Origin of the sequence: Geothrix limicola (assembly GCF_030268085.1) — a bacterium.
GTDB lineage: Bacteria > Acidobacteriota > Holophagae > Holophagales > Holophagaceae > Geothrix > Geothrix limicola.
The window spans coordinates 225,596-251,747 of record NZ_BSDE01000002.1; the positions used below are offsets into that span (position 1 = coordinate 225,596).

The window sequence follows — 26,152 nt, forward strand, 5'->3', positions numbered from 1 at the left end:
CCGTGAAGGCCGGGCAGGCGCCGAGACCGTGAGGGCCGGCAGGCACTGACCCGGGGGCACTTGCCCGAAACCGCGGCATCCGTCGGAGAATGGATTTATGAGTATGAAGCATGAGCGAAATACCACTTTGGCGAAGCCGCAGCCCGAAGGGTGCGGCACAGGAGGTGCCGCATGAGCTTCGCCCATCTGCACCTGCACACCGAGCATTCCCTCCTCGACGGCCTGACGCGCATTCCCGACTTGGTCAAGAAATGCCGCAACTCCGGCATGCCCGCCGTGGCCGTGACGGATCACGGAAACATGTTCGGCATGATGAAGCTCTTCGACGCCTGCGAGAAGACGAAGGACGCCGATGGCAACTGGGCCGTGAAGCCCATCCTGGGCTGCGAGGTCTACGTCGCCCCCAAGACGCGCTTCGACCGGAAGCTCGAGGCCAAGAACACGACGGGCGAGGAGGGACTGGAGGACTGCGTGGATCCCAGCGGCAGCCGTGACGCGGGCTACCACCTGGTGCTGCTGGCCAAGAACCCCGTGGGCTTTGCCAACCTCTCCAAGCTCGTATCGGCGGGCTTCACCGAGGGCTTCTACTACAAGCCGCGCATCGACAAGGACATCCTCCGCGAGCACAGCGAGGGTCTCATCGCGCTGTCCGCCTGCCTGGGCGGCGAGGTGCAGGCCCGCATCCTCCAGAACCGCCTGGACCAGGCGGAGCGCGTGGCCCGGGACTTCCGCGACCTCTTCGGCGAGGACTTCTACCTGGAAATCCAGGACCAGGGCTTCGACAAAGAGAAGGAGATCATCCCCTTCCAGCAGCAGCTCGCAGAGCGTCTGGGCATCCCGCTCGTGGCCACCAACGACGCCCACTACCTCAATCACGAGGATGCCGACCTGCACGACACGCTGCTCTGCATCGGCACCAAAACCACCAAGGCCAAGGAGCGCCGCATGCGCTTCTCAACGGATCAGTTTTTCGTGAAAACGCCCGAGGAGATGCGGGCCGTGTTCCCCGATCACCCGGAATACCTGGAGCGCACCCTCGAAATCGCGGCCAAGGTCGACCTCTTCCCCATCACGCGCAAGCCCGTCACCCCGCGCTTCCCCGTGCCAGAGGGCTTCGACCTGGAATCCTACTTCGTGCATATCGCCAAGGAGACCTTCGAGCAGCGCCTGGCGGAATGCCGCCCCCTCTGGCAGGCCGGCGCCCTCAAGCATCCCGAAGAAAAATACCGCGAGCGCCTGGCCTTCGAGCTGGACATGATCCTGAAGATGGGATTCCCAGGCTACTTCCTGCTGGTCTGGGACTTCATCCGCAAGGCCCGGGAGATGGGCGTGCCCGTGGGCCCCGGCCGCGGCTCGGCGGCGGGCAGCATCGTGGCCTGGTCCATGAAGATCACGGACATCGATCCGATGCAGTATGACCTGCTCTTCGAGCGCTTCCTCAACCCCGAGCGCGTATCCATGCCCGACGTGGACATCGACTTCTGCCGCGACGGCCGCCAGCGCGTCATCGACTACGTCACCGAGAAGTACGGCCAGGACAAGGTCAGCAACATCGTCACCATCAACCAGCTCAAGACCAAGGCCGTGATCAAGGACGTGGCGCGGGTCTTCGAGAAGGATTTCGCCTTCGCCAACAACCTCACCAAGCTGGTGCCCCAGGAGCCCGGCAAGCCCATCACCGTGGGCGAGGCGCTGGAGAAGAGCGACAAGCTGCGCGAGCTGTACGAGAGCGATCCCGAGGTGAAGAACATCCTCGACATCTCGGCGCGTCTCGAAGGCCTGGCCCGCAATACCGGCGTGCACGCGGCGGGCGTCATCATCGCCCCTGACGAGCTCACCCGGTTCGCGCCGCTGAGCATGGATAAGGACAAGAAGGTGATGGTGCAGTACACCATGATCGACGCCGAGCGCGCCGGCCTTCTGAAGATGGACTTCCTGGGCCTGGAAACGCTGACGCAGATCGCCAAGACCCAGGAGGTCATCGCGCGGCGCCATGGGCAGCCCATGGACATGACCACCATCCGCACCTTCGACGACAAGAAGACCTTCGACCTCTTCGCCGCGGGCGACACGGACGGCGTCTTCCAGTTCGAATCCGGCGGCATGAAGCAGCTGCTGCGACAGCTGGGCCCCGACCGCTTCGACGACCTCATCGCGCTCAACGCGCTCTTCCGCCCGGGCCCCCTGGGCGCGGGCATGGGCACCACGTACGTGGAGCGCCGCCACGGCCGCGAGCCCGTCACCTACATGTTCCCCGACCTGGAGCCCATCCTCTCCCCGACCTACGGCGTGATCCTCTACCAGGAGCAGGTCATGCAGATTGCCAGCCTCATCGCCGGGTATTCGCTCGGCGAGGCCGACATGCTGCGCCGCGCCATGGGCAAGAAGGACAAGGAGAAGATGGCGAAGGAGAAGACCAAGTTCATCGAGCGCGGCGTCGATCGGAAATACGACAAGACCAAGGTCGCCGAGCTCTTCGACTTGATCGAGTTCTTCGCGGGCTACGGCTTCAACAAGAGCCACAGCGCCGCCTACGCCATGGTGGCCTACGAGACCGCCTACCTGAAGGCGAACTTCAAGGTGGAGTTCATGGCGGGCCTGCTTTCCACCAAGTCCGGCCGCACGGATGACGTGGCCAAGTACGTGCAGAACTGCCGCGAGGGCGGCATCGAAGTGCTGGGCCCCGACATCAACGAATCGGCGCTGGATTTCACGGCGACTTCCGAACGACAGATCCGGTTCGGGTTTGCCGCGGTCAAGGGACTCGGCGACGCCGCCCTGCAGGCCATCATGGAGGCCCGCCGGGCCGAGGGCCGCTTCAAGGATCTCTTCCACGCCCTCAAGAGCACCGACCTCTCCAAGGCCAACCGCAAGGTGTGGGAATGCCTCATCAAGGCCGGCGCCTTCGACAGCCTGGAACCCAACCGCGCGGCCCTGCTGCAGGGCCTTCCGGACGCCGTGTCCGCCGCTTCGCGGGGCAACGACGACGCGGGCATGACCAGCCTCTTCGACGATGCGGAGATGGCCACCCTTCAAGAGGACTGGCGCGTGCCCGAGAACATCGAGCCCTGGGATCGCAAGACGCGCCTCGCCGCGGAGCGCGAGGTGCTGGGCCTCTTCGTCAGCGGCCATCCGCTGGAGGAATTCGCGGACGCCATCCAGGTGCACACCCACGGCACCCTCGCCAAGATCGTGGAGGATGCCACCTCCGGGCGGCTGCGCGACCGCAACGAGGTGACGCTGGGCGCCATGGTCTCGACCGTCGCCTTCAAGGCCAATCAGAAGGGCGAACCCTGGGCCATCATGGTGGTGGAAGATCTCACGGGCAAAATGGAAGTGCTGCTCATGGCCAGCAAGTGGGACCCCGTCACCAAGAAACCCGGTATGCGGCCTTTCGAGCGCTACCGCCACTTCGCCGTGCCCGAGGCCATGCTCCGCATCACGGGCGAACTGCGCGTGGAGACGATCCAGGGCAACGGCAATGGCGCCGAAGGGGAAGAAGACGAGGAGCAGACCGTCGTGAAGGTCTTCGCCACCATGCTCGAGCCCCTGGAAAGCTTCCAGGGCCAGGGCTTCACGGGCGCGCTCATCCGCCTGCCCCCGGGGGAATGCCCGCCACGCATGGCGACGCTGCTGGCCGATCACAAGGGGGACCTGCCCGTGACCTTCGAGTACCGATCGAAGGAGGGCCTCACGGCCCGGGTGAAGGCCGGACACGACCTGCGCCTGAAACACGATCCGGACCTGGCCGAAAAGCTCGCCAAGGAAACGGGCTGCGCCCTGAGCTGGACCTACTAGGGCACCTGGTCTCACCCTTCCACGATGGTGCCCGGGCCTCAGAACGGTTCAGTCACCGTTTTCCGCAGGTCGTAGAGGATCGACAGGCGCAGGATGGCCCCAGCCTCGTCGAACCTGAACACGAGGACGGCCGGAAACTGTTTCTTCCGTCCCCGGAATTCCACCCGGACGGCCAGCTCCGGGTGGACACCATAGGTCTCCAGCGGGTGCATCTCCAGGAGATCCAGGCTCTGCTTCGCGGCCTGGTAGACCCCGCGAATGGCCACGACCCCCTTGCAGCTTCCGCTCCCCGAGCCGAAGAAGGCCGCCTCGGGATGGAAGCAGGCCAAGTGCCCCGCCTCGTCGGAGGCGTTGAAGGTCCGGAAATACGCCTCGAGGCGCTCCTGGCCCAGCTTGATATCCATGGACCGTTCTTCGGCGGGAGGGGAACGCCCCATGAGATCCGGCCCCGCGGCGCCTGCCTTGTGACGCTATCCTCAAGGGTTCCGTCCGGAGTCCCCATGGCCCGCCCAAGCCCATCGTCTCCCGACCTGCACACCGTGGTCGAAGCGCTGGCCGAGGCCTCGACGGCCTTCGCCGACATGCCGCTGGGACAGCGGGAGTTCCCGTCCCGCACGGCCCTCGCGGCCCTCATGGACGAACTGCGGGCCCTGCTTTTCCCGGGCTACTTCGGCACCTCCGAACTGAAGGCCGAAACCCTGCGCTACCACCTGGGCGCCCACCTGGACCGGGTGGTGAGTGAGCTTTCCGACCAGATCCAGCGGGGCCTGATGGCTTCGGATCCCTGCTGCAAGGACTGCGAAGAACGCGCCCGGACCGTGGCCGGGGCCTTCCTCGCCCGCCTGCCCGAGGTGCGGCGCCTGCTGGGCACGGACATCCAGGCGGGCTTCGAGGGCGACCCGGCGGCCACCACGCCCGAAGAGGTGCTCTTCTCCTACCCGGGCCTGCTGGCCATCACCCATCAGCGCCTGGCCCACGAGCTGCTGAAGCTGGGCGTGCCCCTGCTGCCGCGCATGATCACGGAGCAGGCCCACAGCCTCACGGGCATCGACATCCACCCCGGCGCCGAAATCGGCGAGCGCTTCTTCATCGACCACGGCACGGGCGTCGTCATCGGCGAAACCTGCATCATCGGCCGGAACGTGCGGATCTACCAGGGCGTCACCCTGGGCGCCAAGAGTTTCCCGCTGGATGCCGACGGTCACCCCGTCAAGGGCGTACCCCGCCACCCCGTGGTGGAAGACGACGTCATCATCTACTCCAATGCCACGGTGCTCGGCCGCATCACCCTCGGTAAGGGATCCGCCATCGGCGGCAACGTGTGGCTCACCCGCAGCGTGCCCCCGGGCAGCATCATCACCCAGGCCAACGAAAAGGACGGAATGCCTTCATGACGACCAGGATGCCCTTATGAACGTCGTTCTCCGCTTCATCTTCTCGGCCCTGGGCCTGCTGGTGGCCTGCAGCTTCGTGCCCGGCCTCGGCCACGGCACCTTCCTCGACCTGCTGGTGGTGGCCATCCTCTTGGCGGCCCTGAACACCACGGTGGGCAGCTTCCTGAAGCTCATCGCCCTCGTGCCCATGGCCTGCTCCTTCGGTTGCTTCAGCCTCGTCATCAACGGCCTCGTCTTCTGGCTGGCGGGCGCGCTCTCCGCCCGGCTGGGCCTGAACTTCACCGTCAGCGGCTTCTGGGCGGGCTTCTTCGGGGCTCTCGTCTCCAGCCTCGTCGCCTCCGTCCTCGGCGCCATCTTCATCCCCAGGGACCGCCAGCGGCCCCAGGGGCCAGGCCAGGGTTCGGCACCGCGGATCAAGGTGGTGAACTGAGAGGCTGAAGCCCTACCCGTTCCCCAGCAGTTCCCGCACCGCCGATTCCGCGGCCTGGCGCAGGGCTTCGGGATCGGCGAAGTCGCGGGGCTCCAGGGGCTTCCCCACCTGGATGCGGTATGGGCTTCCCTTCACGCGCCAGGTGCCGCGAGGCAGGACCTCCAGGCCGCCGTGGATGGCGAGAGGCACGACAGGCACGCCGGCTTCGAAGGCCAGGTGGAAGGCCCCCTTCTTGAAGGGCAGCAGGCCACCGTCGCGGCTGCGCGTGCCCTCGGGAAAGGTAACGATGCTCTGCCCGGCTCGGATGCGATCCGCGGCCTCCTGCAGGCTCTGGCGGGCGGCGCCGTGGCGGTCGCGGTCGATGAAGATGAACTCCGCCAGCCAGATCACCCAGCCCAGGAAGGGCACCCGCGCCAGTTCACGCTTGGCGATGAAGACCGGGTGGCTGGGCAGGGTCGAGATCATCAGGGGCGGATCGAAGAGCGAGGTGTGGTTGCCCACGAAGATGACCGAGCGCGCCCCCTTCCGGACCTCCGCGGGCAGCTCCTCCCAGCCCGCCAGCTCGCGCCGGATCCCGAAGGCCCAGGCCGTGCCGCGGATGTAATAGGGCGCCACCAGCCAGAAGGCCCGGCGCCCGCCCACGAAGGGCGTGAGGAGGAAGCAGAGGCAGACGGCCAGGGCCAGGGCCAGACCGCCGAAAACCCAGACCAGCATCGGCTGCAGGAAGGGACGATGCACTCGCGTTCTACTGGGCACCGGCGTCCTACTGGGGGGGCAGCAGGATGGCGTCCTTGATGCGCACCGGGAACTGGGGGATGTCCCCCTGGCCGCGGCGCCATTCGGTCTTCACCTTGGAGATCTTGTCCACGGCCTCCATGCCCGAGATGACGTGTCCGAAGGCGCAGTAGCCGTAGCTCTGCATGCCCTGGGGATCCAGGCTCGGGTTGTCCGCCACGTTGATGTAGAACTGCGCCGTGGCGCTCTGGGGATTGTCCTGGCGGGCCATGGCGATGGTGCCCCGCGAGTTCTTCAAGCCCGCCTTGAAGGTCTGGGGCACCTCGTTGAGGATGGGCTCGTGGGTGGGCTTCTCCTCCAGGTTCTCGAGCATGCCGCCGCCCTGGATCATGAAGCCGTCGATCACGCGGTGGAAGATGGTCCCCTTGTAGTGGCCCTCCTTCACGTAGCGCAGGAAGTTCTCCACGGTCTTGGGCGCCAGCTCCGGCTCCAGTTCCACGACGATGGGGCCGTAGCTCGTGAGCAACTGGACCCGGGGCTTGACGGAAGGTGTGGGCGTCGCCGCAGGAGCCGATTCGGGCGCCGGGGCCTGGGCCGGCTGGGAGGCCGGCACCTGGGCCCACGCCGCCGGCAAGGCCAGGGCGGGCAGGGCCAGGGCGAAGGTGCAAGACAGGAAGCGGGTCACGGGAACTCCGAGTGGGATACTTCATTCTGCCGCGAAAAGGCCAGAGGTCCCCGCTATCGTGAACCATGCCCTTCCTGGACCTCCCCCCCTGGATGATCTCCGCCCTGCTGGCCCCCTTCGGCCTGGTGGTGGGTTCCTTCGGCAACGTGCTGATCCACCGGCTGCCCCAGGAGGAACCGGCGGACCGCAACGTGATCACCAAGGCCAGCCACTGCCCCGGCTGCAAAGCGAAGATCAAGCCCTGGCACAACGTGCCCCTCTTCGGCTGGCTCTGGCTGCGCGGCAGGTGCGCCGCCTGCGGGTGGCGCATCCCCCTGCGCTATCCCCTGGTGGAATTGCTCGGCGGCCTGCTCTTCGCCGTCTCGCCGTGGATCTTCCCCGTCGGATCGCTCATCTGGTTCAAGGGCCTCATCTGCGGCTTCGCGCTGATCGTGCTGTTCTTCACGGACTTCACCGAGATGATGCTGCCCGACGTCCTCCAGTTCCCCCTCATGGGCCTCGGCATCCTGTTCACCCTGCCCCAGATCTTCCGGCCCGAAACGCTCCTCACGATCTGGACCGGCCCCGACCGGCTGCTCCAGGCCCTGGCCTTCCACAACGGCCTGCAGCCGAGCCCCGCCTACCACGGCTTCGAACCCGCGGTCACCTGGTCGCAGAGCCTCATCGGCCTGGCCGTGGGCTACGGCGTGCCGGCCCTGATGAACCAGATCTACAAGTGGATCCGCAAGACCGACGGCTTGGGCATGGGCGATTTCAAGATGCTCGCCTGGCTCGGTGCTTTCTGGGGCTGGGGCCCCATGCTCGGCATCCTCTTCCTCGGCGCCGGCCTCGGCACCGCCGTGGGCCTGCCCCTCATGCTCCTGCGCCGCTCCAGCAGCCAGACCATGCTGCCCTTCGGCTGCTTCCTCGCCCTCGCCACGCCCGTCGTCGTCTTCTTCGGCCGGGCCCTGTGGCTGGGCTACCTGGGGTGGATGGGATAGGCGGACCGGACACTCAGCCCTTGGCGAGGTAGACCTCCGCAAGCACCTTGTCCGTCAGGTCTCCGAACAGGGGCCCGTTGTTGTATTGAATGGCGCCCAGGCCGCCGGCCCGGAGGTTCGCTTCGATGAGCACGGGCTCGCCGGCCTCGTCGATGGCCACGTCCCAGAACACCAACCTGAAGTGGCCGAGGCGCGCGTGGAGCTTCCGGATCATGGCCTTCGCCTGCTCGAAGGAGGGGATCAGCCCCTTGGAGAATTCGAAGCCCTGGGGATGCCGATCCCACCGCCTGCCGTCGAGGGAGAAGGCCACCTCCTTGAGGCGGCCGTCCGGGTGGATGCCGCAGGTGATGCCCCCGGAACTGGCGTTGTCCACTCGGTTTCCCCCCATCCCCATGCGCAGGATGCAGGAGAGGATGTGCACCTCGCCTTCCAGGATCAGGGACACCATGCGGATGGTATTGAGGGAGGCCGCGTGGATCTCGCTGAGGGCGGGGTGCTGCCGGATCACCTGCTGGGCGATGACATTGCCGGAGAGCCGGTCGACCAGGGCCTCCAGGGCGGGCATCCCCTCCTCTGAATCCCAGAACCGCATGCCGCTGCCCCCGTAGGAATCGATGGCGGGTTTGAAGATGATCCGCCCATGCTGGCGACACAGCTCCAGGGCCTGGGCGCGGTCGATGAACCCGTAGGAACCGTCATAGAGGATGCCGGCGATCTTGCGGAACACCGTGAGCGGTTGCTTGGCCTCGGGAAAGAGCAGGGAGTAGTAGTTCTTGTCATCCACGCCCTGGGCCATGGCCTTGTTGTTGAAGTGCCGGTCGATGTCGCCGTAGTAAAGGTCGTCGGGGACGAACCGCACGTCGAAGGCGCCGTGGCGGGAGGCGTAGAAGCGGCACCATTTCGACGCGTATTGCCGGGTGTACTTCCGCCAGTAGGCCTCGGCCTCCCGGCGCTGCTCCCGGCTCAGCGCATCGTCTTTCCGAAGGAGCCGATCCAGCTCCCGATTGAACACGTACTTGATTCCGACATCGCAGGCAGCATCCAGCCCTCGCTGAAGCGATTGGTATAATCCAAATACGCTTGGCATGACTTTCCCTTGTTTTTATATTCACGAACGTGAATCTATGGCCATTCTAGGACCATCCTGACTGCCCTCGTCAATAAGTCCGTCCGGGAGCAGGGGCCCGAGCGGCTCTTCCAGGCGGCGGCTAGATCCGCCGCCAGCCTTCGAGGACCGTCAACAGGGCCGCGGCCATCAGCAGTCCGCCAACCCAGCGCGCCGCGAGCGCACCGGCCCCGGGCCGACCTTGCATCCAGCGACGGGCCCGGTCCGCCGCCACCGCCAAACCCCCGTACACGCCCAGCTGGTTGAGCGCGATGATGAGCCAGAGCACGAGGGATTGGGCCCAGATCGCGCCCAGCTCTGGCCGCAGGAACTGGGGGAAGACCGCCAGCATGAAGAGGTAGGCCTTCGGATTGAGCAGGCTCGTCAGCACCCCCTGGCGAAAGGTCGCCGCCCTGGAGCGGGCCTCTACTTGAGGATTCAGGCTGAAGTCGGCGCCGCCCCGCATCAGCGAAAGGCCGATCCAGCCGATGTACAGCCCACCACCGAGCAGCAGCGCGTTGAAGGCGCCGGGAACCACCTTCAGCAGCATGCCGATCCCCGTCGCCGTCATCCCCACGTGGCAGATGCCGCCGGCGATGATCCCGCTCACGGCGGCCAGACCGCGTCGTCGCCCACCCGCCAGCGCGCTGCCCAGCACGAAGGCCATGTCGAGGCCGGGCAGGAGGATCACGCCGAAGACCACGGCGAAAAACAGGCCCAGCTTGGCGGGCGAGATCATGGCTGGGGCTCCGTGCCTGCAAGCCAACGCAAGCGCGAGCGCGGGGAGGAATCCATCACCACGCGCTCCGGCGCGCCGCGCAGCAGGCCCGTCGCCATCAGCGTCCGCTCGGCCTCCTCCATGAGCGGGAGGAGGCGTCCGTTCAGCGTCGCGTCGTCGCGCACCAAGCCCATCCAGACGAGGAAGGGCCCGTCCTCGCGGATCGGAAGCTGCGGGAAGTTGTTGGTGGCCTCCAGGGAGACCAGTAGACCCGCCGAGCGGACGCTGGGCATCACGTAGCGGGCGAAGGCCAGCTCCGCCGCCTTCGCAAAGGCCTCCTCCTGGCCTTTCTGGACACTGAAGATCTGCGCCGCCACGAGGCCTTGGGCCCCCTCCCCTTCGATCACCGGATCCACTGCAGGCAGTACGGGGATGCCCTGGCCCGGCCGCAGCGGGCGCAGGAGCATGACGTTGTCGCTATCGGGCAAGATCGCATTCACCTTGGCTCGATGTTCCTTCCAGAGGGGTCCGTAGTAGAAGGCACTGCAGATGACGGGGCGGGCGCTTAGTTCCTTGTAGCCGCGCAGCCAGGTGAAGCGGTTCGGATTCCCCCGCTCCAGGAACTGACCGAAGACCATGGCGCCGAGCTGCTCGAAGGCCTCGGGAAAGTAGGTGTCGAAGTACTTCACAAAATGGGGCCGCTCGCCTTCCTTGGTGACGTAGCGGCGGAATTCGATGACCGGGTAATCCTGAAGATGCTTCACCGTGTCCATGGAAACGCTGTGAGGAGGCGTCTGGGCCCAGATGACTGTTCCCAGCAGGAAGCCGGCAGAGGCGAAGGCCAGCCTTGACGTAGGGCGACTCATGAAAGCTCCTTGAGTTCGAATCGAAAGGTGGGCGATGACTAGCGACGGATGAATTCCATGGTCCAGTTGGTCTCCCAGGTCCGCCCTCCGTCAGGTGAGAAGGCCTGCTCCCATTGGGCGTGGCTCGCATCCACCACCTTCCAGGTGAAGCGCACACGGATCGGTTTCCCGCCGAATTCGTCATCGCCCTCGAAGAGGCCCACGCCATGAATGAACCGGCCCGAGACGGCGGGCTGGAGCTGACCCGGGGCATTCCGGTTGTCGATCCAGTGGATGTTCCAGCACTGGTGCTGCGGATCGTAGAACCGAAGGCTGATGCCGACGTAGCCGGGCCAATGGTCGGTACGGTAGTGCCCCTCGTTGCCAATGCCCCCCGGCAGGGGCTGGCATTCGTCGGTGGATTCGAATTCCACCCACTCCTTGGAGCCCGCCAGACGCTTCAGGAGGCGGCGGTTGTGCACGGTCCAGCGGCCGTGCAGGAAGTCGAAATCCCTGGAGCCATCCCGCAAGACAGGCGCGGCTTTCGCCTCGGGTTGAACATCCGGATTGGCTGCCGAGACGGGGATCGCAGGGCCCACCATCAGGAGGCCAGGGAGGGCGAAACGCGGGACTGGGTTCGACATGGGGGCTCCGGAGAAGGGCGCGCAGGGGCGTTTCATTCACCCTAAGCATTAAATAGGTCGATTTTGGTCCTGATTAATGACTACATTCTTGGTCATGACCCGCCCCACCACCCGCGTCCTCGCCGTCCTCGACCTGCTGCAGAGCCACGGGCGGATGAGCGGGGCCGAACTCGCGGAACGCGTGGGCGTCGACGTGCGCACCCTGCGGCGCTACATCGTTGTGCTGGAGGAGCTGGGTATCCCCATCACGACCGAGCGTGGGCGCTATGGCGCCTACATGCTGATGCCCGGCTTCAAGCTGCCGCCGATGATGTTCACCAACGAGGAGGCCGTGGCGCTTTCCGTGGGCATGGTGGCGGCCCGCGGGCTGGGCCTGGCCGAAGCCGCCCCGGCCGTAACCAGCGCCCAGGCCAAGTTCGCCCGCGTGATGCCCGAGCCCCTGAAGAAGCGCGTGGGCGCCATCGCCGAGGCCGTGAAGCTCGACCTCCGGCCCACCGCCCACGCCGCCGCGGACACCGCGTTCCTCCTCGCCCTGACGACGGCCGCGCAGACGCAGCAGCGCGTGATCCTCGGCTACGACTCCGCCCAGGGCAGCCACACCGAGCGACCCTTCGACCCCTATGGCCTGGTCCACCGCATGGGCAGCTGGTTCGTGGTCGGCTGGTGCCACCTTCGCAAGGATCTGCGCACCTTCCGCCTGGACCGCGTCCGCGCCGTAACGGCGCTCGAGCAGCCCTTCCGCCGCCCCCAGGGGTTCGATGCGCTGGAGCACCTGCTGCACAGCCTCGCCACGGCGCCCCGCAGCCATGCGATCGAGGTGCTGCTGCGCACCGACCTGCCCGCCGCCCGCAACGCCTTCTCCCTGGCCTTCGGCCTGCTCGAACCGATGCAAGGCGGCGTCCTCCTGCGCAGCAGCGCCGACGACCTGGCCTGGTTCGCGCGCCAGCTCGCGGCCCTGCCCTTCGACTTCGAGATCCGCACGCCGAAGGCCCTGCGCACGGCCTTTTCGCGCTGCGTGGCGCGGCTGCAGAAGCTGGCCGATCAGGCGGGCTGAGGAGGACCTCAGGCCTTCCAGTACTTCGAATACACCTGGAGCACGCCCGTCTTCACGATGTCGGCGCCCGTGTTCGGATCCTCGATGACGACGGCGTACTCGTCGGGACTCGTCGTGTTCTGCCGCCACTGCCAGCCCGTATAGCCGATGCCCGCGGCGTTCATGCGGCTCAGTCCGGCGTCGAGGTAGAACTGGCCGGGATCGTCACCGCTGCGCACGCCGAACTGCTGGATGAAGACCGGCACGTTGCGGTTGGTCTTCATGGTCGCCAGCGCGCCCAGGCGGGAATCGATGGTCGCCAGGTTCTGGGCCTGGGTGCCGTTGGGATGGATGAAGAGGTTGCCCGTGTAGACCACCCGGTTCGCCCAGCGCGGCGTCGCGATGTAGGCCTCGTCGCAAAGGTTGATGTTGTAGGCGTCCCGCGCGCCCACGAGGAAGGGTGTGCGCGTGTCCCCCGCCACATCCTCGATGGCGGTCATCAGCTCCTGGTAGAAGGCCGACACATCGTCGCCGTACGTGGAATCCCAGCCCTGCAGCGGCTCGGGCAGCAGCTCGTAGAAGGCGATGTTGGGCTTGGTCTTGAGCAGGCCCGCCAGGTAGATCCAGGCCTCCTTGAACAGCTGGCGCTGCGTCAGGTCCGTCCAGAAATTGCGTCCGCCCGGGTAGAGGCCGCTCGGGTCGCAGTAGGCCGCCATGTCCGTGTTCTGAAGCCCGTTCTGGCCACAGTTCGAATCGATGGCCACCACCACCCAGAGCCCGGCGTCGAGGCACCACTGGATCTCCTGGAGCAGGCGCGTCACGTGGGCCGGGTCGAAGTGCCCCGGCGAAGCGTCCACGCGGCTTTCCACGTCCGTACCGCCATAGAGGCCCCACCAACGGATGAGCACCCGCACCACCTTGGCGCCCTGGCCCGCGAGCATCGCCGCGTCAGTACTCCGCATCTCGCCCCAGGTGCCTTCGTTCATGCCACGCAGGATGATCGGCGTGCCATCGGGGGTCAGCATCTGGGAGCCCTTCAACGTGAGTCGGGCCGGGCCGGAGGTCGGAGGCGGGGGCGTCGGCGCGGGAGAAGAGGACGCAGACCCGCCTCCGCCGCAGGCCACCGCGGCCAGGGTGCTGGCCATGGCGATCAGGACGCTGCGGCGGCTGAGGGACGCGCTCGGAGCCAAGGTTTGGAGGGGCTGGGTCATGGGCCGGTCCTCGTGGGGATCAGAATCTGGACCCCACCTGGGGTCATGGAAGCAGTCACCCCCCATGGACCCCGGTTCTTTGAAAAGGGTTGATGGCCCCCTCAGGCCCCTGTCGCGTGCGTGGCAAGTTGGAGATTACTTGGCCGTCCCGCTGGCCACCGGAAGCTTGGCGGCGGTCCAAGCCTGGTACGACCCGTCGAACATGGCCACATCAAAGCCCAAATACTTGAACAGGAAGTAGGCGTGGGAGGCCTGGAGCCCCACTTCGCAATAGGTGATGACTTTCTTCCCGGGCAGCAGCCCCCGCGAGGCCAACAGCTCCTGCAGTTTGTCCGGTGGCAGGAAGGTCGGATGCTCCTCGCTGGCGAGGGTCTCCATCCAGTACAGGTTGGTCGCGCCCCCCAGGTGCCCCGCCTGGTAGCGCCGAGAGGGACGCGCATCCACCACCTGGCAGGTGGCCGATGCGGGCTCCGACACCACCACCTGTTTCACGTCGTCCAGAGCCGCAATCACCGCGGGCTGCATGTGGGGCGTGAACGCGCCGGGCCGTGTCGCCGCCACCTGGTTCGTCACGGGGCGATCCTCCGCCAGCCACTGCTCCACGCCGCCATCCAGGAGGGCCGCCCGTTCGCCCCAACCCAGGTAGTCGAGGGTCAGGTAGGCCCGTGCCGCATTGGGCATCCAGGCCGTGGCGTAGATCACCACACGGCTCTTCTCCGTGAGCCCCAGCTCCGTGAAGGTCCGCGTGAGGGTCTCCACGGAAGGCAGCTCGGAACCGAGGGCCCCGGTGTTGTCGATGAACTTCGCCGTGGCAAGGTAGCGGGCCCCGGGGATGTGGCCGCGCTTGTAGTCGGCGAAACCATCCGCGACGTGGAGCAGCACCAGGTCGGGATCCTTCAGGTGCTCGGCGAGCCAGGCCGTGCTCACCAGCATCTGGGGGCGCACTTTCGGCGCGGCCGGGGGCGCCGCCAGGCAGGGTGTGATGAGGCATGCGGCAAGCAGGAACGAACGGATCATGGGGGCTCCCGAAATGGCCAGGGCCACCTTACACCCCTTCCCCGTGGACAGGTGACGTCTCCGTCGACTCAGCTTCCCTGACTCAGCTCCATCAGCACGCCGCCCGTTTCCGCGGGATGGATGAAGGCCACGCGGCAGCCGTGGGCGCCCTTCCGCGGGGCCTGGTCGATCATGCGCACGCCCTTGGCCAGCAGGCCGGTCACGGCGGCGTCGATGTCATCCACCTCGAAGCAAACGTGGTGAATGCCCGGGCCGCGCTTCGCGAGGAACTTGCCGATGGGGCCTTCGGGATCGGTGCTCTCCAGGAATTCCAGCGTGCTTTCGCCCACGGGGAAGAAGGCCGTCTTCACCTTCTGCTCGGCCACTTCTTCCGTGTGTTCGGGCGTCATGTCGAAGAGCCGCGCCATGCGCGCCATGGCCTCGTCCAGGCCCGGGGCGGCAATGCCCAGATGATTGATGCGCAGCAGTTTCACACGGCACCTCCTCCACCCATTGTGGACGAATCCCGCAGGGCCGGTGTGCCGCTGCCGGCCTCAGTGCTGGCAGGCGGGCATCAATGCTGGCAGGCGGGCGCCTGGCCGAGGCTCACGCTGCCGTCGGCCACGCGGACCTTGCCCTTGCTGCCGAGGAAGGCGATGACGCCATCGAAGTCGAAGCTGTCGCCGTGGCAGTTGTGATACGTGGCGGAGGGCCCGTGCAAGCTGATGGAAGCCGCGCGCAGGTCCTCCAGGCGGCAGGTCCCGCCCTTCTCCATCAGCAGGCTCAGCAGATCATGGCCGTAGAGGGGTTCGGACATGGGGGCTCCTATTCAGGAGTCGAAACTCCTGAACTCATTCTAGGCCCCCGCGGGCGACCGATGGGGTGATGGCGGTCACGACCCCGGCTCAGGCTCCCAGCGACAGGGCCACTTCGCGGAGCAGGGGTTCGGGGCTGAGGTTCCGGGGCAGGTGACGCAGGGCCTGGAGCGCCGCTTCCTGGGGGGTCTTCAGATCCCGTTCGGAGGTGGCCAGGGGCGTCAGATCCTCCCGCCAGGGCGCGAGGGCCGGAGTCTCCCCTGCGCGGATCCGCGCCAGGTCCGCCAGCAGGCGCAGCAGCAGCTCGAGGGGCTGGCGCAGCTGTTCCCCCTGGGCCAGGGTCGAATCCTTTTCCGGCAGCAGGGGGCCCGCCTCGTCCGCGAAGGCGCGCCCACCTATCAGGGCAATCCAGGCATCCACCTGGGCTTCGGCGCGACGGAACGCGGCCTCGTCCAGGAAGCGCAGGCTGCCTTCGCCCAGGGCGGACCAGCGGTCGTGGTCCCCGTCCTGCCATCCGTTCCGCTGCGCCACGGCCCAGGCCTCCTTCGGCGCCAGAGGCGCGAAGGGGATGCGTTCGCAGCGGCTGCGGATGGTCTGCAGCAGGGCCTCCGGGCGATGGGTGACGAGGATGAAGTGGGTGTCCGGCGGCGGCTCCTCCAGCGTCTTCAGCAGGATGTTGCCGCTGGATTCATTGAGGCGGTGGGCCTCCTCCACGAGGATCCACCGGTGGCAGCCCAGGGCCGGCGCGAGGGCCGCCCACTCGATGACGCCCCGGCTGAAACGCGCCTGGTTGTTGGAATCCAGGCCCTCGCGGATCTGGTCGATGCGGATCACCCCGGCCTTGCCTTCGGGCGTGACACGCAGCAGGTTCGGCAGTTCGAAGGGCAGGTCCTCGCCGGAAAACATCCGGCAGCCTTCGCACTGGCCGCAGGCGCTGCGCCGGAGGCAGATCTCGCGCTGGGCCATCTCCAGCGCCACGCGCCGCTTGCCGATGCCTTCGGGCCCCGTGAAGAGCAGGGAGCCGCGGATGCGACCCTCCTGCAGGCGCGCCAGCAGCCGTTCGCGGATGGCCTGGTGCCCGGCGATGTCGGGGCTGAACATCAGTCGACCCCGAAGCCGGCGTTGCGCAGCAGGGGCGCGACGCGCTGCCAGATGGCCGCCTCCACCTGATCCGGCGTATCGCGGGCCGGGATGAGGGCGACGCGGTTGGCGTGGTTCTGCGCGATGGCGAGGAAGCGGTTGCGCACGCGGCGGTGGAATTCCAGCTCGGCCTCGTCGAAGCGCGTTTCCGCGAAATCCGCGCCCAGGGCCAGATTGCGCACCTCGACCCGCTGCAGCGAAGCTTCGGGATCCATGTCCAGCATCACGGTGAGATGGGGCTTGAGGCCGCGGAGCACCAGTTCGTTGAGGCGGTCCATGGAGGATTCGGGCACGCCGCTGGCGCCCTGGTAGGCGCGGGTGGAATCCTCGAAGCGATCCACGAGGACGACCTTGCCTTCGGCCAGCGAGGGCCGGATGACGGTCTCCAGATGCTGGGCCCGGTCCGCATAGAAGAGCAGCAGTTCCGCCTCGGCGCACCAGCGCTCGCCGCTGGTGTGGCGCTCCAGCAGCAGGCGGCGGAGCTCGCGGCCCAGGGCCGTGCCGCCGGGTTCCTTGGACACCACCAGGGGCAGGCCGACATGCCGCAGGCGCTCGGACAGGCGCAGCAGCTGGGTGGACTTGCCCGATCCCTCCACGCCTTCGATGGTGATGAACACGCCCTGCACAGAACCTCCGTGATTCGAGGATACCCGGCCCCCCCGGCCCGGGCGGGCGACAGGTTCTCGACACAGTGCTATCCTGCTCGAAACACCAGGAGTTCCAGGTGGCCGAAGCGATCCAATGCCCGAGCTGCACCGCCCGTTACCGACTCCGCCCTGAGCGGGTGAAGCCGGTCATCCGCCGGGCCAAGTGCTACGCCTGCGGCGACATCTTCCCCGTGGCCGACATCGTCCAGCGCCTGCTCGCCCCGCCGGCACCCGCCGAGGCGGAGCCGCCCATCGAGGCCCTCGAAGCCGAGCAGCTCCGCGCGGAACGGGAGGCCTCCGAGGCACCGACACCCTCGCTCACGCTGGGCGATCTGGATCTCGCCGACGAGGAGATCCTCGACAAGACCCTCATCGAAGCTCCAGCCTCCTTGCCGGAAGTGAAGGCCGAGGCCCCGGCGGCCCTGCCCGAAGCTGAAACCGGGATCGAAGCGGCCGCTTCCCAGCCCGCGACAAGCGCCGAACCCCAGCCCGCCTTCCCCCCCGAGATCACCGACACGACGCTCTCCGGCTACACCTCGGCGCGGGACGCCATCGAAAAACTCTTCGGCAGCGCCGCCGCCCCCGCCAAGGGGCAGCGGCCAGGCCAGGAGTCGGGCTCCATGGACATGGAAGCCACCCTCAACGCCCTGGAGAACACCCTCAGCACCCCCGAAGCGTCGGCCACGGGCACCCTGGGAGACAGCCCCACGGCCTCGGGCCTCACCGAAGAGGATCTGTCCGGCCCCTCCACGTCCACCATGCGCCTCTCCCAGGATGACCTCGAAGCCATCCTCGCCTCCACCCCGGTTTCGGCCCCGGCTCCCGCCGCCGAACCCACGGTGGCGCTGCGGGCCTCGGATCTGATGGCGGCCACCGCCGTCGCCCAGGCCGCGCCCCGCACCTTCCCCTCGCTTCCCGAATCACCCGACACCGGCGTCGAGCTGCTGCGCCTGAAGATCGGCGAGGACATCTACGCGGGCCTCACGATGCCCCAGCTCATCGCCTGGGTGGAGGAGGGCCGCATCCTCGAGAACCACCTGGTGGCGCGCCAGCAGAGCGAAAACTGGCTGGAGGCCCACAAGGTGCCCGGCCTGCGCCCGGTCTTCGAACGCCTGCGCCGCGAGCGGAGCGGCGGCGCGCCCAGCCTGAACACCGGCATCGGGGACGGCGCCCCCAAGAAGGGCCTCTTCGGCGGCCTGTTCGGGAAGGGCTGACATGCAGATCCTCTTTCTCCTCGCCGCCCTCGGCCTGGCCCAGGAACCGCCCCTTCAGATCCCGCCGCCCACGCCCGAAGCCCCGGCCGCGGAACCGGCTCCTGCGCCCAGTGCTACCAAGACCGCGGCACCCGCCACCGCGCCCAGCGCGGCCCGACCCCAGACGCCCGCGCCGCGCCAGACCGCAGCTTCCTCGGGGCCCTCGCCGCTGTCCTTCTACTCAGAAAGCTTCACCTTCTCCTGGGATCGCACCATCCCCCTGTCCATCAACGTCGACGGGCTCAAGGTGAACAGCATCTTCTTCAACAAGCGCGTGGTCGAATCGGGCTTCCTCGGAGCCCTCAAGGGCGCCGAATTCGGCACCCGCGCGCAGGTCGAAGTCACCAACACGGGCAAGCACCCCAAGGTGCCCGGCTTCGCCGTGGCCGTGATCGACAAGGACGGACGCCTGCTCGGCGTGGCCTCCGGCGGCACCAAGGTCGGCACCGTCAAGCCCGGCGAGACCGAGACCTTCGACCTGAACTTCACCCAGGTCAAGGAGCGCCTCGCCTCCGGCGACAAGTTCTATTTCGCCATCGAACTGAGAAATTGATCTTCGGGCCTAGGGCGCTCGGTCGCGCAGTTTGGTGCTGTACCACGACGCGACTTCCGCCGTGATGGCAGGCACGAGTTCTTTTTTCGGCTCTCCACTGAGAATCGTGCTGCTCATAAATTTATCGATAACGATTCCATGCTTTTTGAGGACTCCCTTCAGGTAATCCCCACCGCGAATGGAGGTCCAGAATTCCAGCGATTTGTGTTTCTCCTTTCCGGAGAACACGAGCAGGCTGAGGGATCCCATCCGGCCATTGAGTTCCTGCCCAGGCTGAACCAGTCCAGGGGGGTTGGGCTGTGCCAAGGCGATGCGGAGGTAGGTCTGCAAGTGGTCGGGCGTGATGGGGAGATCCCCGGCCAGCAATCCGAGCAGGACCTCTTGATCGGGAGGATTGGGCGATGAGGAGCCGGGGGCGTCTTGACGTGGGGTGCTTGGCTTGTCCGAGCTTGGGAGTTGAATGGAGCCTGCACCAGGGGCAGGCGGCGCGGCCCACTGGAAATGCTCCAGCCCAGCCGAAAAGGCGTCCATGAGTTTCTTGTATGGCAAGCTGCTCGGCCCTTTCAGCAGGGCCACCACGCGGTAGCCGTTATGCGAAACGACATAGCTTCGGGCGACCAGCCCGTTCGGCAGTGTGCCAAAGTAGGTGCCGGCCTGAACCCCGCCGAATGAAATGAGCTGGGCGTCCTTCGAGCTCAGTGTCGGAGTGAATGGATTGCCAACCTTCACGGCCGCGTCGAGGAGGTCCTTGGGCTGTGCGGCGTTCTTTTCAGTGGTATAGCTCACAATGAAGACGGCGCGTGGCAGATCGTCCTTGGGGCCAAAAACAATCATCCCCTCCACTTGGCCCAGGGCTGGATGGACATCTTCTTTCCGGTCCAGCACCTGCACATGGCTTGGAACTTCAAAGGATCCTGGTGCCATGCGCACCGTTTCAGCAAGCAATGGCACGTGAGCCAGGGCACCTGCGAAGAGCACACTCAAAACGACTTTTTTCACCCGGCTTCCTCAAAAAAGTGAACGGATCGCGAGAGGCCCTCGCCCTAATTCGCTTCCTGCTCGTGGTAATGCGCGAGGATCTCGTCGGGAGTGACGGTGGCGGTTCCGACCTTGCCCACCACCACGCCGGCGGCGGCGTTAGCCAGCATAGCGGCCTCGCGCCAATCCGCGCCCGCGGCGATGGCCGAGCTGAAAGCCGCGATGACCGTATCGCCCGCGCCGCTCACGTCGAAGACCTCGCGGGCCTCCGTGGGGATCATCCAGGGCGCCGAATGTTCGGCCTGGGGCGAGAAGAGGGCCATGCCCCGCTCGCTGCGCGTCACCAGCAGGCCCTTGAGGCCCAGCTCATCCATGAGGGCCCGTCCCGCCACCGTGACTTCCATGTCCGAGCGCGCGGGCCGCGCCGTCAGCTCGGCGGCCTCCTTGGTGTTGGGCGTCATCAGCGTCGCACCGCGGTAGAGCGCCTTGTGACCGGGCTTGGGATCCACGATCCAGGGGATGTTCCGTTCGGCACACATCGTCCGCACGGCCTCCATCACCGGCCCGTTCACTGTGCCCTTGTCGTAGTCGGAAACGATGAGCGCCGAAGCCGAGCCCAGCGCGCGCTCCAGGCGGTCCTTCAGGCCCAGCAGCACGGCGGCCTCGGGCTGACCCGGATCCTCGCGGTCGATGCGCAGCATCTGCTGCTGCTGCCCGATGACGCGGGTCTTGATGATGGTGGGGCGCGAGGTGTCCAGCACTAGCCCCGAAATGGAAATGCCGAGGCCCGTCAGCAGGCCCAGCAGGCGGTCGCCCGCGACATCCTTCTGCAGGGTGCCGATGAGCAGCGGCTCGGTGCCCAGCGCCTTCAGATTGGCGGCCACGTTGGCCGCGCCGCCCAGCACGGCCCGCTCCTTGAGCACGCGCACGATGGGCACGGGCGCCTCGGGCGAGATGCGGCTCACCTCGCCGAAGAGGTACTCGTCCAGCATGACGTCGCCCAGCACGGCCACCCTGCGGCCTTCCATGCGCTGGAGCAGGGATTCGGCCTGGCTTCGGTCGAGTCTCATTTCTCTACCTTCTTCGCGGCGTCAATGAGCATCACGGGAATGCCGTCTTCGATGGGATAGAGCAGGCCGCAACTCTGGCAGTGCAGCCCCTCGGCCCACTCCACCACGTCGCCGTGGCAGGCCGGACAGCAGAGGATCTCGAGGAGGCGGGGATCGAGCGGCATGGGGCTAGCTTAGCGGAATTGGAAGGATTCACCACGGAGACACGGAACCCGCGGAGGTGGCACGGAGGCATCCTTACATCGCCATGGGCGGGCCAGAGATCGCTTCTGGCCATGCACTTCCCACGCGTCCCTGCTTCGTGCCCCTGCCATGAAAATCAACCGCGAATTCATCAATCACCCTTCGGGCGCGCGAACGATGATCAAGCATTCTTCCGGCTGCATTCGCGATATTCGCGGTTCCAGGCTTTCGGCCCAGGGGTGCCCACCCCTAGGAACATGGGATCTGTGCTGGATCTAGATGGAACGGGGCAAAGCCCTAATCCACCGGCAGGGAGTAGGGCTGAGCCTCCGGCCCCGTGCCCCAGGCCCAGTTGGGCTTGGGGCCCATGAGGTAGACGATCTCGCCGCCCTGCGCCAGGTCCTCGTGGCGGAAGTAGGCCTTGGTCCAGGGCCGGCCGTTCAGGGTGACGCCCTGGATGTAGATGTTTTTCGCATCGAGCCTGGGTGCCTTCAGCACGAGGCGGCGGCCACTCTCGAAGTTGATGGCCATCTCCCGGCTGGCGGGTGCGCCGATGACGTATTCGTTGCTGCCCGGCGCCACGGGGTAGAAACCCAGGGCGCCGAAGAGGTACCAGGCCGACATCTGGCCCACGTCGTCGTTGCCGCAAAGGCCGTCCGGGCGGTTCTGGTACATCTGCCCGAGGATGGCGCGGACCTTTTCCTGTGTCTTCCATGGCTGGCCGGCCCACACGTAGAGATAGGGCACGTGGTGGCTGGGCTCGTTGCCGTGGGCGTAGTTGCCCATCATGGACTCGCGGCCGAGATCCTCGGTCTCCGCGAAAAAACGATCATCGAGGTGCATGGTGAAGAGCTCGTCCAGGTGGCGGCCGAAGGCTTCCCCGCCGCCGCTCTGCTTCACCAGCCAGGCCGCGTCGTGGGGCATGTACAGGCTGTAGTTCCAGGCGTTTCCCTCGATGTAGCCCTGGTCGTGGGTCTGCATCGCATCGAAGGGCTCACGCCAACTGCCATCGCGCCTTCGCGCGCGCATGAAGCCGGTCTTGGGATCCCAGAGGTGGCGGCTCGCGTGGGCCCGGTGCAGGAAGGCCGCCTCGTCCTCCTTGCGCCCGAGGGCGCGCGCCATCTGCGCGATGGCACAGTCGTCGTAGGCGTATTCCAGGGTCTTCGAGGCGCTGGAGCTGTTCCCCTCATCGGGCACCCAGCCCAGCTTCATGTAATCGCCCAGGCCGTCGTAGCCCGCCGTCGTGGCTGTGGCCTTCATGGCCGCGAAGGCCCGTGCGCCATCAAACCCGCGCAGCCCCTTCATCCAGGCGTCGGCGATAACGCTTACGGCGTGGTAGCCGATCATGCACCAGTTCTCCTGGCCGTGATGGCTCCAGATCGGCAGCATCCTCCAGGGCGACTGGTCGAAGTGGGCGAGCATGGACTGCACCATGTCCACCTCGCGGCGCGGCTCAATGAGCGTGTAAAGCGGATGCAGGGCCCGGTGCGTGTCCCAGAGGCTGAACACCGTGTAGTTCGTGAAGCCCTTCGCCTCGTGGATCTGGCCGTCCACGCCGCGGTAGCGGCCATCCACGTCCTGGAATTCCACGGGCCCGAGCAGGCTGTGATAGAAGGCCGTGTAGAAGGCGCGCCGCTGAGCTTCTGTGCCCGCGAAATCGATGCGGGCGAGTTCCTTTTCCCATGCGTTCGAAGCCTCGGCCCGCACGCAGTCGAAGTCCCAGTGCGGCACCTCGGCCCGAAGGTTGGCGAGGGCCCCTTCTTCGCTCACGGCGGACAGGGCCACCTTCACCTGGATGCTTTCGCGCGCCTCCGTATCGAAGTCGAAGTGCAGCTTCAGGGCCTTGCCCGCCATCTCGGGAAAGCCTGAGGTTTGATCCCACTTGCGCCAGAAGCCCTGGTAGACGGGGCGCGGCTCCTGGTTCTGCTGGCCGTAGGCCTTGAAGGGTTTGCTGAAGGCCATGGCGAAGTAGAGGTGGCGATCCCGCGCCCAGCCGCGCACGTGGCGATAGCCCGTCACGAGGTCGGGCCCCTTCACCTGGGCCCGCGACCACAGCACCTTGCCCTCGTAGTTGTAGATGGAATGCACCAGGTCGAGGACGATGCGGCTGTCCGAACTTTTTGGGAAGGTGTAGCGGTGCATGCCCACGCGCGGGGTGGTCGTCAGCTCCGCCTTCACGCCGGGATCCGTGAGCGTCACCGCGTAGTAGCCCGGCTGCGCCACCTCGTCCTTGTAACGGGAGCGATACCCGCTTCCGGGCTGATCCGCGGTGCCAGGATCCAGTTTCAGCGGGCCCACGGTGGGCATCACCAGCAGGTCGCCCAGGTCCGAATGCCCCGTGCCGTGCAGGTGCGTGTGGCTGAACCCGACGATGGTCGGATCGTCGTGCTGGTAACCCGCGCAGTAGCGGTAGACGTCCTTGTGGTAGGTCTTCCCGTCCAGCGAGTAGGTGGCCGTGTCCGTATCGGGGCTCAGCTGCACGAAGCCGAAGGGCACGGTGGCGCCGGGATAGGCGTGGCCCATGCCTTTGGTGCCGATGAAGGGATCCACGCTTTCCACCCGGCGCGGCGCCTGGGCTTGAAGCCCAAGGGCGAGCGGCAGGATCAGGGCGAGCATCAAGGGCTTCATGGCAGATCCCCTCGGGAAAGCTGCCCCCACTGTACAGGACGGTCCGGTAAGTTTTCGCGATCGGAAAGCCGGCCCGCCCTCCTAGACTGGAGGTTCCGTTCAGCGAGGAAGCCCATGAAGCTCTTTGGCACCGCCCTCCTTATCGCCGCCCTGGCCGGCCCCCAGGCCCTCGCCCAAGGCATTCCAGGCCAGGTTGTCTCGGGCTGGAGACCCACTTCCCTTACGGAGCTGGCGCCGGTTTCCCAGCGGCTGCTGAATGCCCTCGTGGCCCAGTACGGTGAGGGGCAACGCCCACGCATCGAGCGGGGCCTGAAGCAGGTGCGGACCTTCTGGCGCGCCGAAGACGGCGACGCCAAGGCCTTCGAGACCTTCGTGAACACTTACTTCGCGGGGGATCCGAAGGCCCTGGACGCGCTCTTCGGCCGCCTGGAGTTCGCGATGGAAAGCTATTTCGGCCACGCTCACGAGATCGGCCGCGACTTCAAGTGGCACACGGATCTCGACCTCGGCCCCGTGCTGCCCGTGGACGAGATCCTCTCGGGCTACGACGCGGGCGCGCACTTCATCGATGATGCCTTCAGCAACAAGCTGGCCTTCGTCGTGCTGCTCAACTTCCCCATGTCCGACCTGAACGAGCGCCTGAAGGACGGCGATACCTGGACCCGCCGCCAGTGGGCCGAAGCGCGCCTAGTGGACCTCTTCGCCAAGCGCATTCCCGCCGAGGTGAACCAGGCCGCCGCCGAGGCCAGCGGACAGGCCGAGCGCTACATCGCCTCGTACAACATCTGGATGCACCACCTGGTGGACGCGAAGGGAAATCGCCTCTTCGAACCCAAGAAGCGCCTGCTCTCCCACTGGAACCTGCGGGACGAGCTGAAGAGCCGCTACGCGCAGGGGCCCGCCGGGCTCGCCCACCAGCGCACGATCCAGAAGGTCATGGAGCGCATCGTCACGCAAACCATCCCCGCCGCCGTGATCGACAATCCGCTGGTGGATTGGAATCCGGTCACGAACGAGGTACGGGCCGCCGCGGTGCAGGACAGCGACAAGGCCGTGCCCGCCGGCTTCAAGCCCAGCGCCGCCCCTGAGCCCGACACCCGCTACAAGGTACTGCTGGACTGCTTCCTGGCCATGAAGAAGGCCGATCCCTACAGCCCCACGGCGCCCACCCATATCGCCCGCAGCTACGACGAGGGCCGTCAGATTCCCGAAGCCCGCGTGAAGAAGATGCTGGAGGAAGTCTGCGCCAGTCCCCTCGTCAAGCAGGTGGCCCAGGTCATCGAGACACGATTGGGCCGCAAGCTGGAGCCCTTCGACATCTGGTACAACGGCTTCCGCCCCGGCGCCGATCTGGACGAGGCCAAGCTGGATGCAATCCTCAAGGCCAAATACCCCACCCCTGCGGCCTACAAGGCCGACATGCCGAACCTCCTGCGGGGCCTGGGTTTCAGCCCCGAGCGCGCGGCCTGGCTCGCCTGCCGCATCGAGGTGGATCCGGCCCGCGGCTCGGGCCACGCCATGGGCGCCCAGATGCGCAGCGACAACGCCCACCTGCGCACCCGAGTGGGCCAGGACGGCATGGACTACAAGGGCTTCAACATCGCCGTCCACGAGATGGGCCACAACGTCGAGCAGACTTTCTCCCTCGTCAACATCGACCACTGGCTGCTGAACGGCGTGCCCAACACCGCCTTCACCGAGGCCCTGGCCTTCGTGTTCCAGGCCCAGGATCTCAAGCTCCTGGGCCAGCCCGCGCCGGACGCCAAGGCCCTGGCCGAAAAGACGCTCAATGATTTCTGGATGACCTACGAGATCGCGGGCGTGGGCCTGGTGGACACCGCCGTCTGGCACTGGATGTACGAGCACCCCAGCGCCACGCCCAGTCAGTTGAAGGAGGCCGTCCTCGCCATCTCCAAGGATGTCTGGAACCGCTACTACGCGCCCGTGCTGGGCCAGAAGGATTGCGTGCTGCTGGGCATCTACAGCCACATGATCCACAGCTTCCTCTACCTGCCGGACTACCCCATCGGCCACATGATCGCCTTCCAGATCGAGCACGAGATCGAGAAGACCGGCAAGCTCGGCGAGACCTTCGAACGCATGGCCACGCAAGGCCGCCTCACGCCGGACCTCTGGATGCAGAAGGCCACCGGCCGCCCCGTGGGCCCCGAAGCCCTGCTTGAGGCCACGGAGAAGGCCCTGAAGGCCGTTCGCTGAACGATCTCACCCAGGAGCAAGAAATCTGGAACCGCGAATGACGCTAATTCGCGCGAATGAAATATGAACGGCCGCTCAGATTGATTCTGAGGGT

General features: G+C 66.6%; 25 protein-coding genes. 8 read left to right on the forward strand and 17 right to left on the reverse strand.

What is annotated here, in order from left to right; translation table 11 throughout:
- The first annotated feature begins 171 nt into the window (after positions 1–171).
- Complete coding sequence (dnaE, locus tag QSJ34_RS06640) at positions 172–3,798, forward strand: DNA polymerase III subunit alpha (protein ID WP_285572062.1); 3,627 nt, start codon at positions 172–174, stop codon at positions 3,796–3,798.
- A gap of 38 nt (positions 3,799–3,836) precedes the next feature.
- On the opposite strand, the gene QSJ34_RS06645 is transcribed toward dnaE, so the two are convergent.
- On the reverse strand, positions 3,837–4,202 hold the full coding sequence (locus QSJ34_RS06645) for a nuclear transport factor 2 family protein (protein WP_285572064.1): 366 nt from the start codon (positions 4,200–4,202) through the stop codon (positions 3,837–3,839).
- A 96-nt stretch (positions 4,203–4,298) separates the two neighbouring features.
- Here QSJ34_RS06645 and QSJ34_RS06650 point away from each other — a divergent pair, with 96 nt between their 5' ends.
- Positions 4,299–5,192 carry a serine O-acetyltransferase gene (locus QSJ34_RS06650; RefSeq protein ID WP_285572067.1) on the forward strand — a complete coding sequence of 298 codons (894 nt, stop codon included), beginning with the start codon at positions 4,299–4,301 and terminating at the stop codon, positions 5,190–5,192.
- Between the two features lie 16 nt (positions 5,193–5,208).
- Positions 5,209–5,622, forward strand: a complete 414-nt coding sequence (locus tag QSJ34_RS06655) for a phage holin family protein (RefSeq protein ID WP_285572069.1) — start codon at positions 5,209–5,211, stop codon at positions 5,620–5,622.
- Between the two features lie 12 nt (positions 5,623–5,634).
- Here QSJ34_RS06655 and QSJ34_RS06660 read toward each other — a convergent pair whose 3' ends face one another.
- Both QSJ34_RS06660 and QSJ34_RS06665 read right to left on the reverse strand, forming a co-directional pair.
- Positions 5,635–6,360 (reverse strand): lysophospholipid acyltransferase family protein, encoded by a 726-nt coding sequence (locus tag QSJ34_RS06660; protein ID WP_285572071.1) that lies wholly within the window; start codon positions 6,358–6,360, stop codon positions 5,635–5,637.
- A gap of 25 nt (positions 6,361–6,385) precedes the next feature.
- Entirely contained in the window at positions 6,386–7,042 is a 657-nt protein-coding gene (locus tag QSJ34_RS06665; protein ID WP_285572072.1) for a peptidylprolyl isomerase, read from the reverse strand.
- Positions 7,043–7,107: 65 nt separating this feature from the next.
- On the opposite strand from QSJ34_RS06665, the gene QSJ34_RS06670 reads away from it, so the two are divergent.
- On the forward strand, positions 7,108–8,022 hold the full coding sequence (locus QSJ34_RS06670; protein WP_285572074.1) for a prepilin peptidase: 915 nt from the start codon (positions 7,108–7,110) through the stop codon (positions 8,020–8,022).
- A gap of 13 nt (positions 8,023–8,035) precedes the next feature.
- Here QSJ34_RS06670 and QSJ34_RS06675 read toward each other — a convergent pair whose 3' ends face one another.
- The 4 genes from QSJ34_RS06675 to QSJ34_RS06690 form a co-directional block, all read right to left on the reverse strand.
- Positions 8,036–9,034, reverse strand: a complete 999-nt coding sequence (locus QSJ34_RS06675; RefSeq protein WP_285572079.1) for a sugar-transfer associated ATP-grasp domain-containing protein — start codon at positions 9,032–9,034, stop codon at positions 8,036–8,038.
- Between the two features lie 196 nt (positions 9,035–9,230).
- On the reverse strand, positions 9,231–9,866 hold the full coding sequence (locus QSJ34_RS06680) for a LysE family translocator (RefSeq protein WP_285572089.1): 636 nt from the start codon (positions 9,864–9,866) through the stop codon (positions 9,231–9,233).
- On the reverse strand, positions 9,863–10,711 hold the full coding sequence (locus tag QSJ34_RS06685; protein ID WP_285572108.1) for an NIPSNAP family protein: 849 nt from the start codon (positions 10,709–10,711) through the stop codon (positions 9,863–9,865). Before QSJ34_RS06685 ends, QSJ34_RS06680 begins: the two co-directional genes overlap by 4 nt.
- 38 nt (positions 10,712–10,749) lie before the next feature.
- Complete coding sequence (locus tag QSJ34_RS06690) at positions 10,750–11,334, reverse strand: hypothetical protein (protein ID WP_285572127.1); 585 nt, start codon at positions 11,332–11,334, stop codon at positions 10,750–10,752.
- 76 nt (positions 11,335–11,410) lie between these two features.
- On the opposite strand from QSJ34_RS06690, the gene QSJ34_RS06695 reads away from it, so the two are divergent.
- A complete protein-coding gene (locus QSJ34_RS06695) occupies positions 11,411–12,388 on the forward strand; it encodes a helix-turn-helix transcriptional regulator (RefSeq protein ID WP_285572145.1) in 978 nt (325 codons plus the stop codon).
- 8 nt (positions 12,389–12,396) lie between these two features.
- On the opposite strand, the gene QSJ34_RS06700 is transcribed toward QSJ34_RS06695, so the two are convergent.
- The 6 genes from QSJ34_RS06700 to tmk all read right to left on the reverse strand — a co-directional run bounded on the left by QSJ34_RS06700 (position 12,397) and on the right by tmk (position 17,155).
- Positions 12,397–13,578, reverse strand: coding sequence for a cellulase family glycosylhydrolase (locus QSJ34_RS06700; RefSeq protein WP_285572164.1), 1,182 nt, complete (start codon positions 13,576–13,578; stop codon positions 12,397–12,399).
- Between the two features lie 135 nt (positions 13,579–13,713).
- A complete protein-coding gene (locus QSJ34_RS06705; RefSeq protein WP_285572190.1) occupies positions 13,714–14,595 on the reverse strand; it encodes a sulfurtransferase in 882 nt (293 codons plus the stop codon).
- 68 nt (positions 14,596–14,663) lie between these two features.
- Entirely contained in the window at positions 14,664–15,068 is a 405-nt protein-coding gene (mce, locus tag QSJ34_RS06710; RefSeq protein ID WP_285572224.1) for a methylmalonyl-CoA epimerase, read from the reverse strand.
- A gap of 80 nt (positions 15,069–15,148) precedes the next feature.
- A complete protein-coding gene (locus tag QSJ34_RS06715; protein WP_285572250.1) occupies positions 15,149–15,391 on the reverse strand; it encodes a DUF2492 family protein in 243 nt (80 codons plus the stop codon).
- A gap of 88 nt (positions 15,392–15,479) precedes the next feature.
- Positions 15,480–16,490, reverse strand: a complete 1,011-nt coding sequence (locus QSJ34_RS06720) for a hypothetical protein (protein ID WP_285572279.1) — start codon at positions 16,488–16,490, stop codon at positions 15,480–15,482.
- Positions 16,490–17,155 (reverse strand): dTMP kinase, encoded by a 666-nt coding sequence (gene tmk / locus QSJ34_RS06725; RefSeq protein WP_285572288.1) that lies wholly within the window; start codon positions 17,153–17,155, stop codon positions 16,490–16,492. Before tmk ends, QSJ34_RS06720 begins: the two co-directional genes overlap by 1 nt.
- Positions 17,156–17,253: 98 nt before the next feature.
- Here tmk and QSJ34_RS06730 point away from each other — a divergent pair, with 98 nt between their 5' ends.
- Together QSJ34_RS06730 and QSJ34_RS06735 are read left to right on the forward strand one after the other, a co-directional pair.
- Positions 17,254–18,390 carry a zinc-ribbon domain-containing protein gene (locus QSJ34_RS06730; RefSeq protein WP_285572308.1) on the forward strand — a complete coding sequence of 379 codons (1,137 nt, stop codon included), beginning with the start codon at positions 17,254–17,256 and terminating at the stop codon, positions 18,388–18,390.
- A gap of 1 nt (position 18,391) precedes the next feature.
- Complete coding sequence (locus QSJ34_RS06735; RefSeq protein ID WP_285572336.1) at positions 18,392–18,982, forward strand: hypothetical protein; 591 nt, start codon at positions 18,392–18,394, stop codon at positions 18,980–18,982.
- 9 nt (positions 18,983–18,991) lie between these two features.
- On the opposite strand, the gene QSJ34_RS06740 is transcribed toward QSJ34_RS06735, so the two are convergent.
- From QSJ34_RS06740 to QSJ34_RS06755, 4 genes are all read right to left on the reverse strand, one after another.
- Positions 18,992–19,981, reverse strand: a complete 990-nt coding sequence (locus QSJ34_RS06740; protein ID WP_285572361.1) for a hypothetical protein — start codon at positions 19,979–19,981, stop codon at positions 18,992–18,994.
- A 44-nt stretch (positions 19,982–20,025) separates the two neighbouring features.
- Positions 20,026–21,030, reverse strand: coding sequence for a D-glycero-beta-D-manno-heptose-7-phosphate kinase (gene rfaE1 / locus QSJ34_RS06745; RefSeq protein ID WP_285572397.1), 1,005 nt, complete (start codon positions 21,028–21,030; stop codon positions 20,026–20,028).
- Positions 21,027–21,194 (reverse strand): Trm112 family protein, encoded by a 168-nt coding sequence (locus QSJ34_RS06750; protein WP_285572452.1) that lies wholly within the window; start codon positions 21,192–21,194, stop codon positions 21,027–21,029. The genes rfaE1 and QSJ34_RS06750 overlap by 4 nt, the downstream gene beginning before the upstream one ends.
- Before the next feature lie 316 nt (positions 21,195–21,510).
- Positions 21,511–23,841, reverse strand: a complete 2,331-nt coding sequence (locus QSJ34_RS06755) for a GH92 family glycosyl hydrolase (protein WP_285572485.1) — start codon at positions 23,839–23,841, stop codon at positions 21,511–21,513.
- A 114-nt stretch (positions 23,842–23,955) separates the two neighbouring features.
- On the opposite strand from QSJ34_RS06755, the gene QSJ34_RS06760 reads away from it, so the two are divergent.
- A complete protein-coding gene (locus QSJ34_RS06760) occupies positions 23,956–26,058 on the forward strand; it encodes a hypothetical protein (protein WP_285572531.1) in 2,103 nt (700 codons plus the stop codon).
- Positions 26,059–26,152 lie beyond the last annotated feature (94 nt).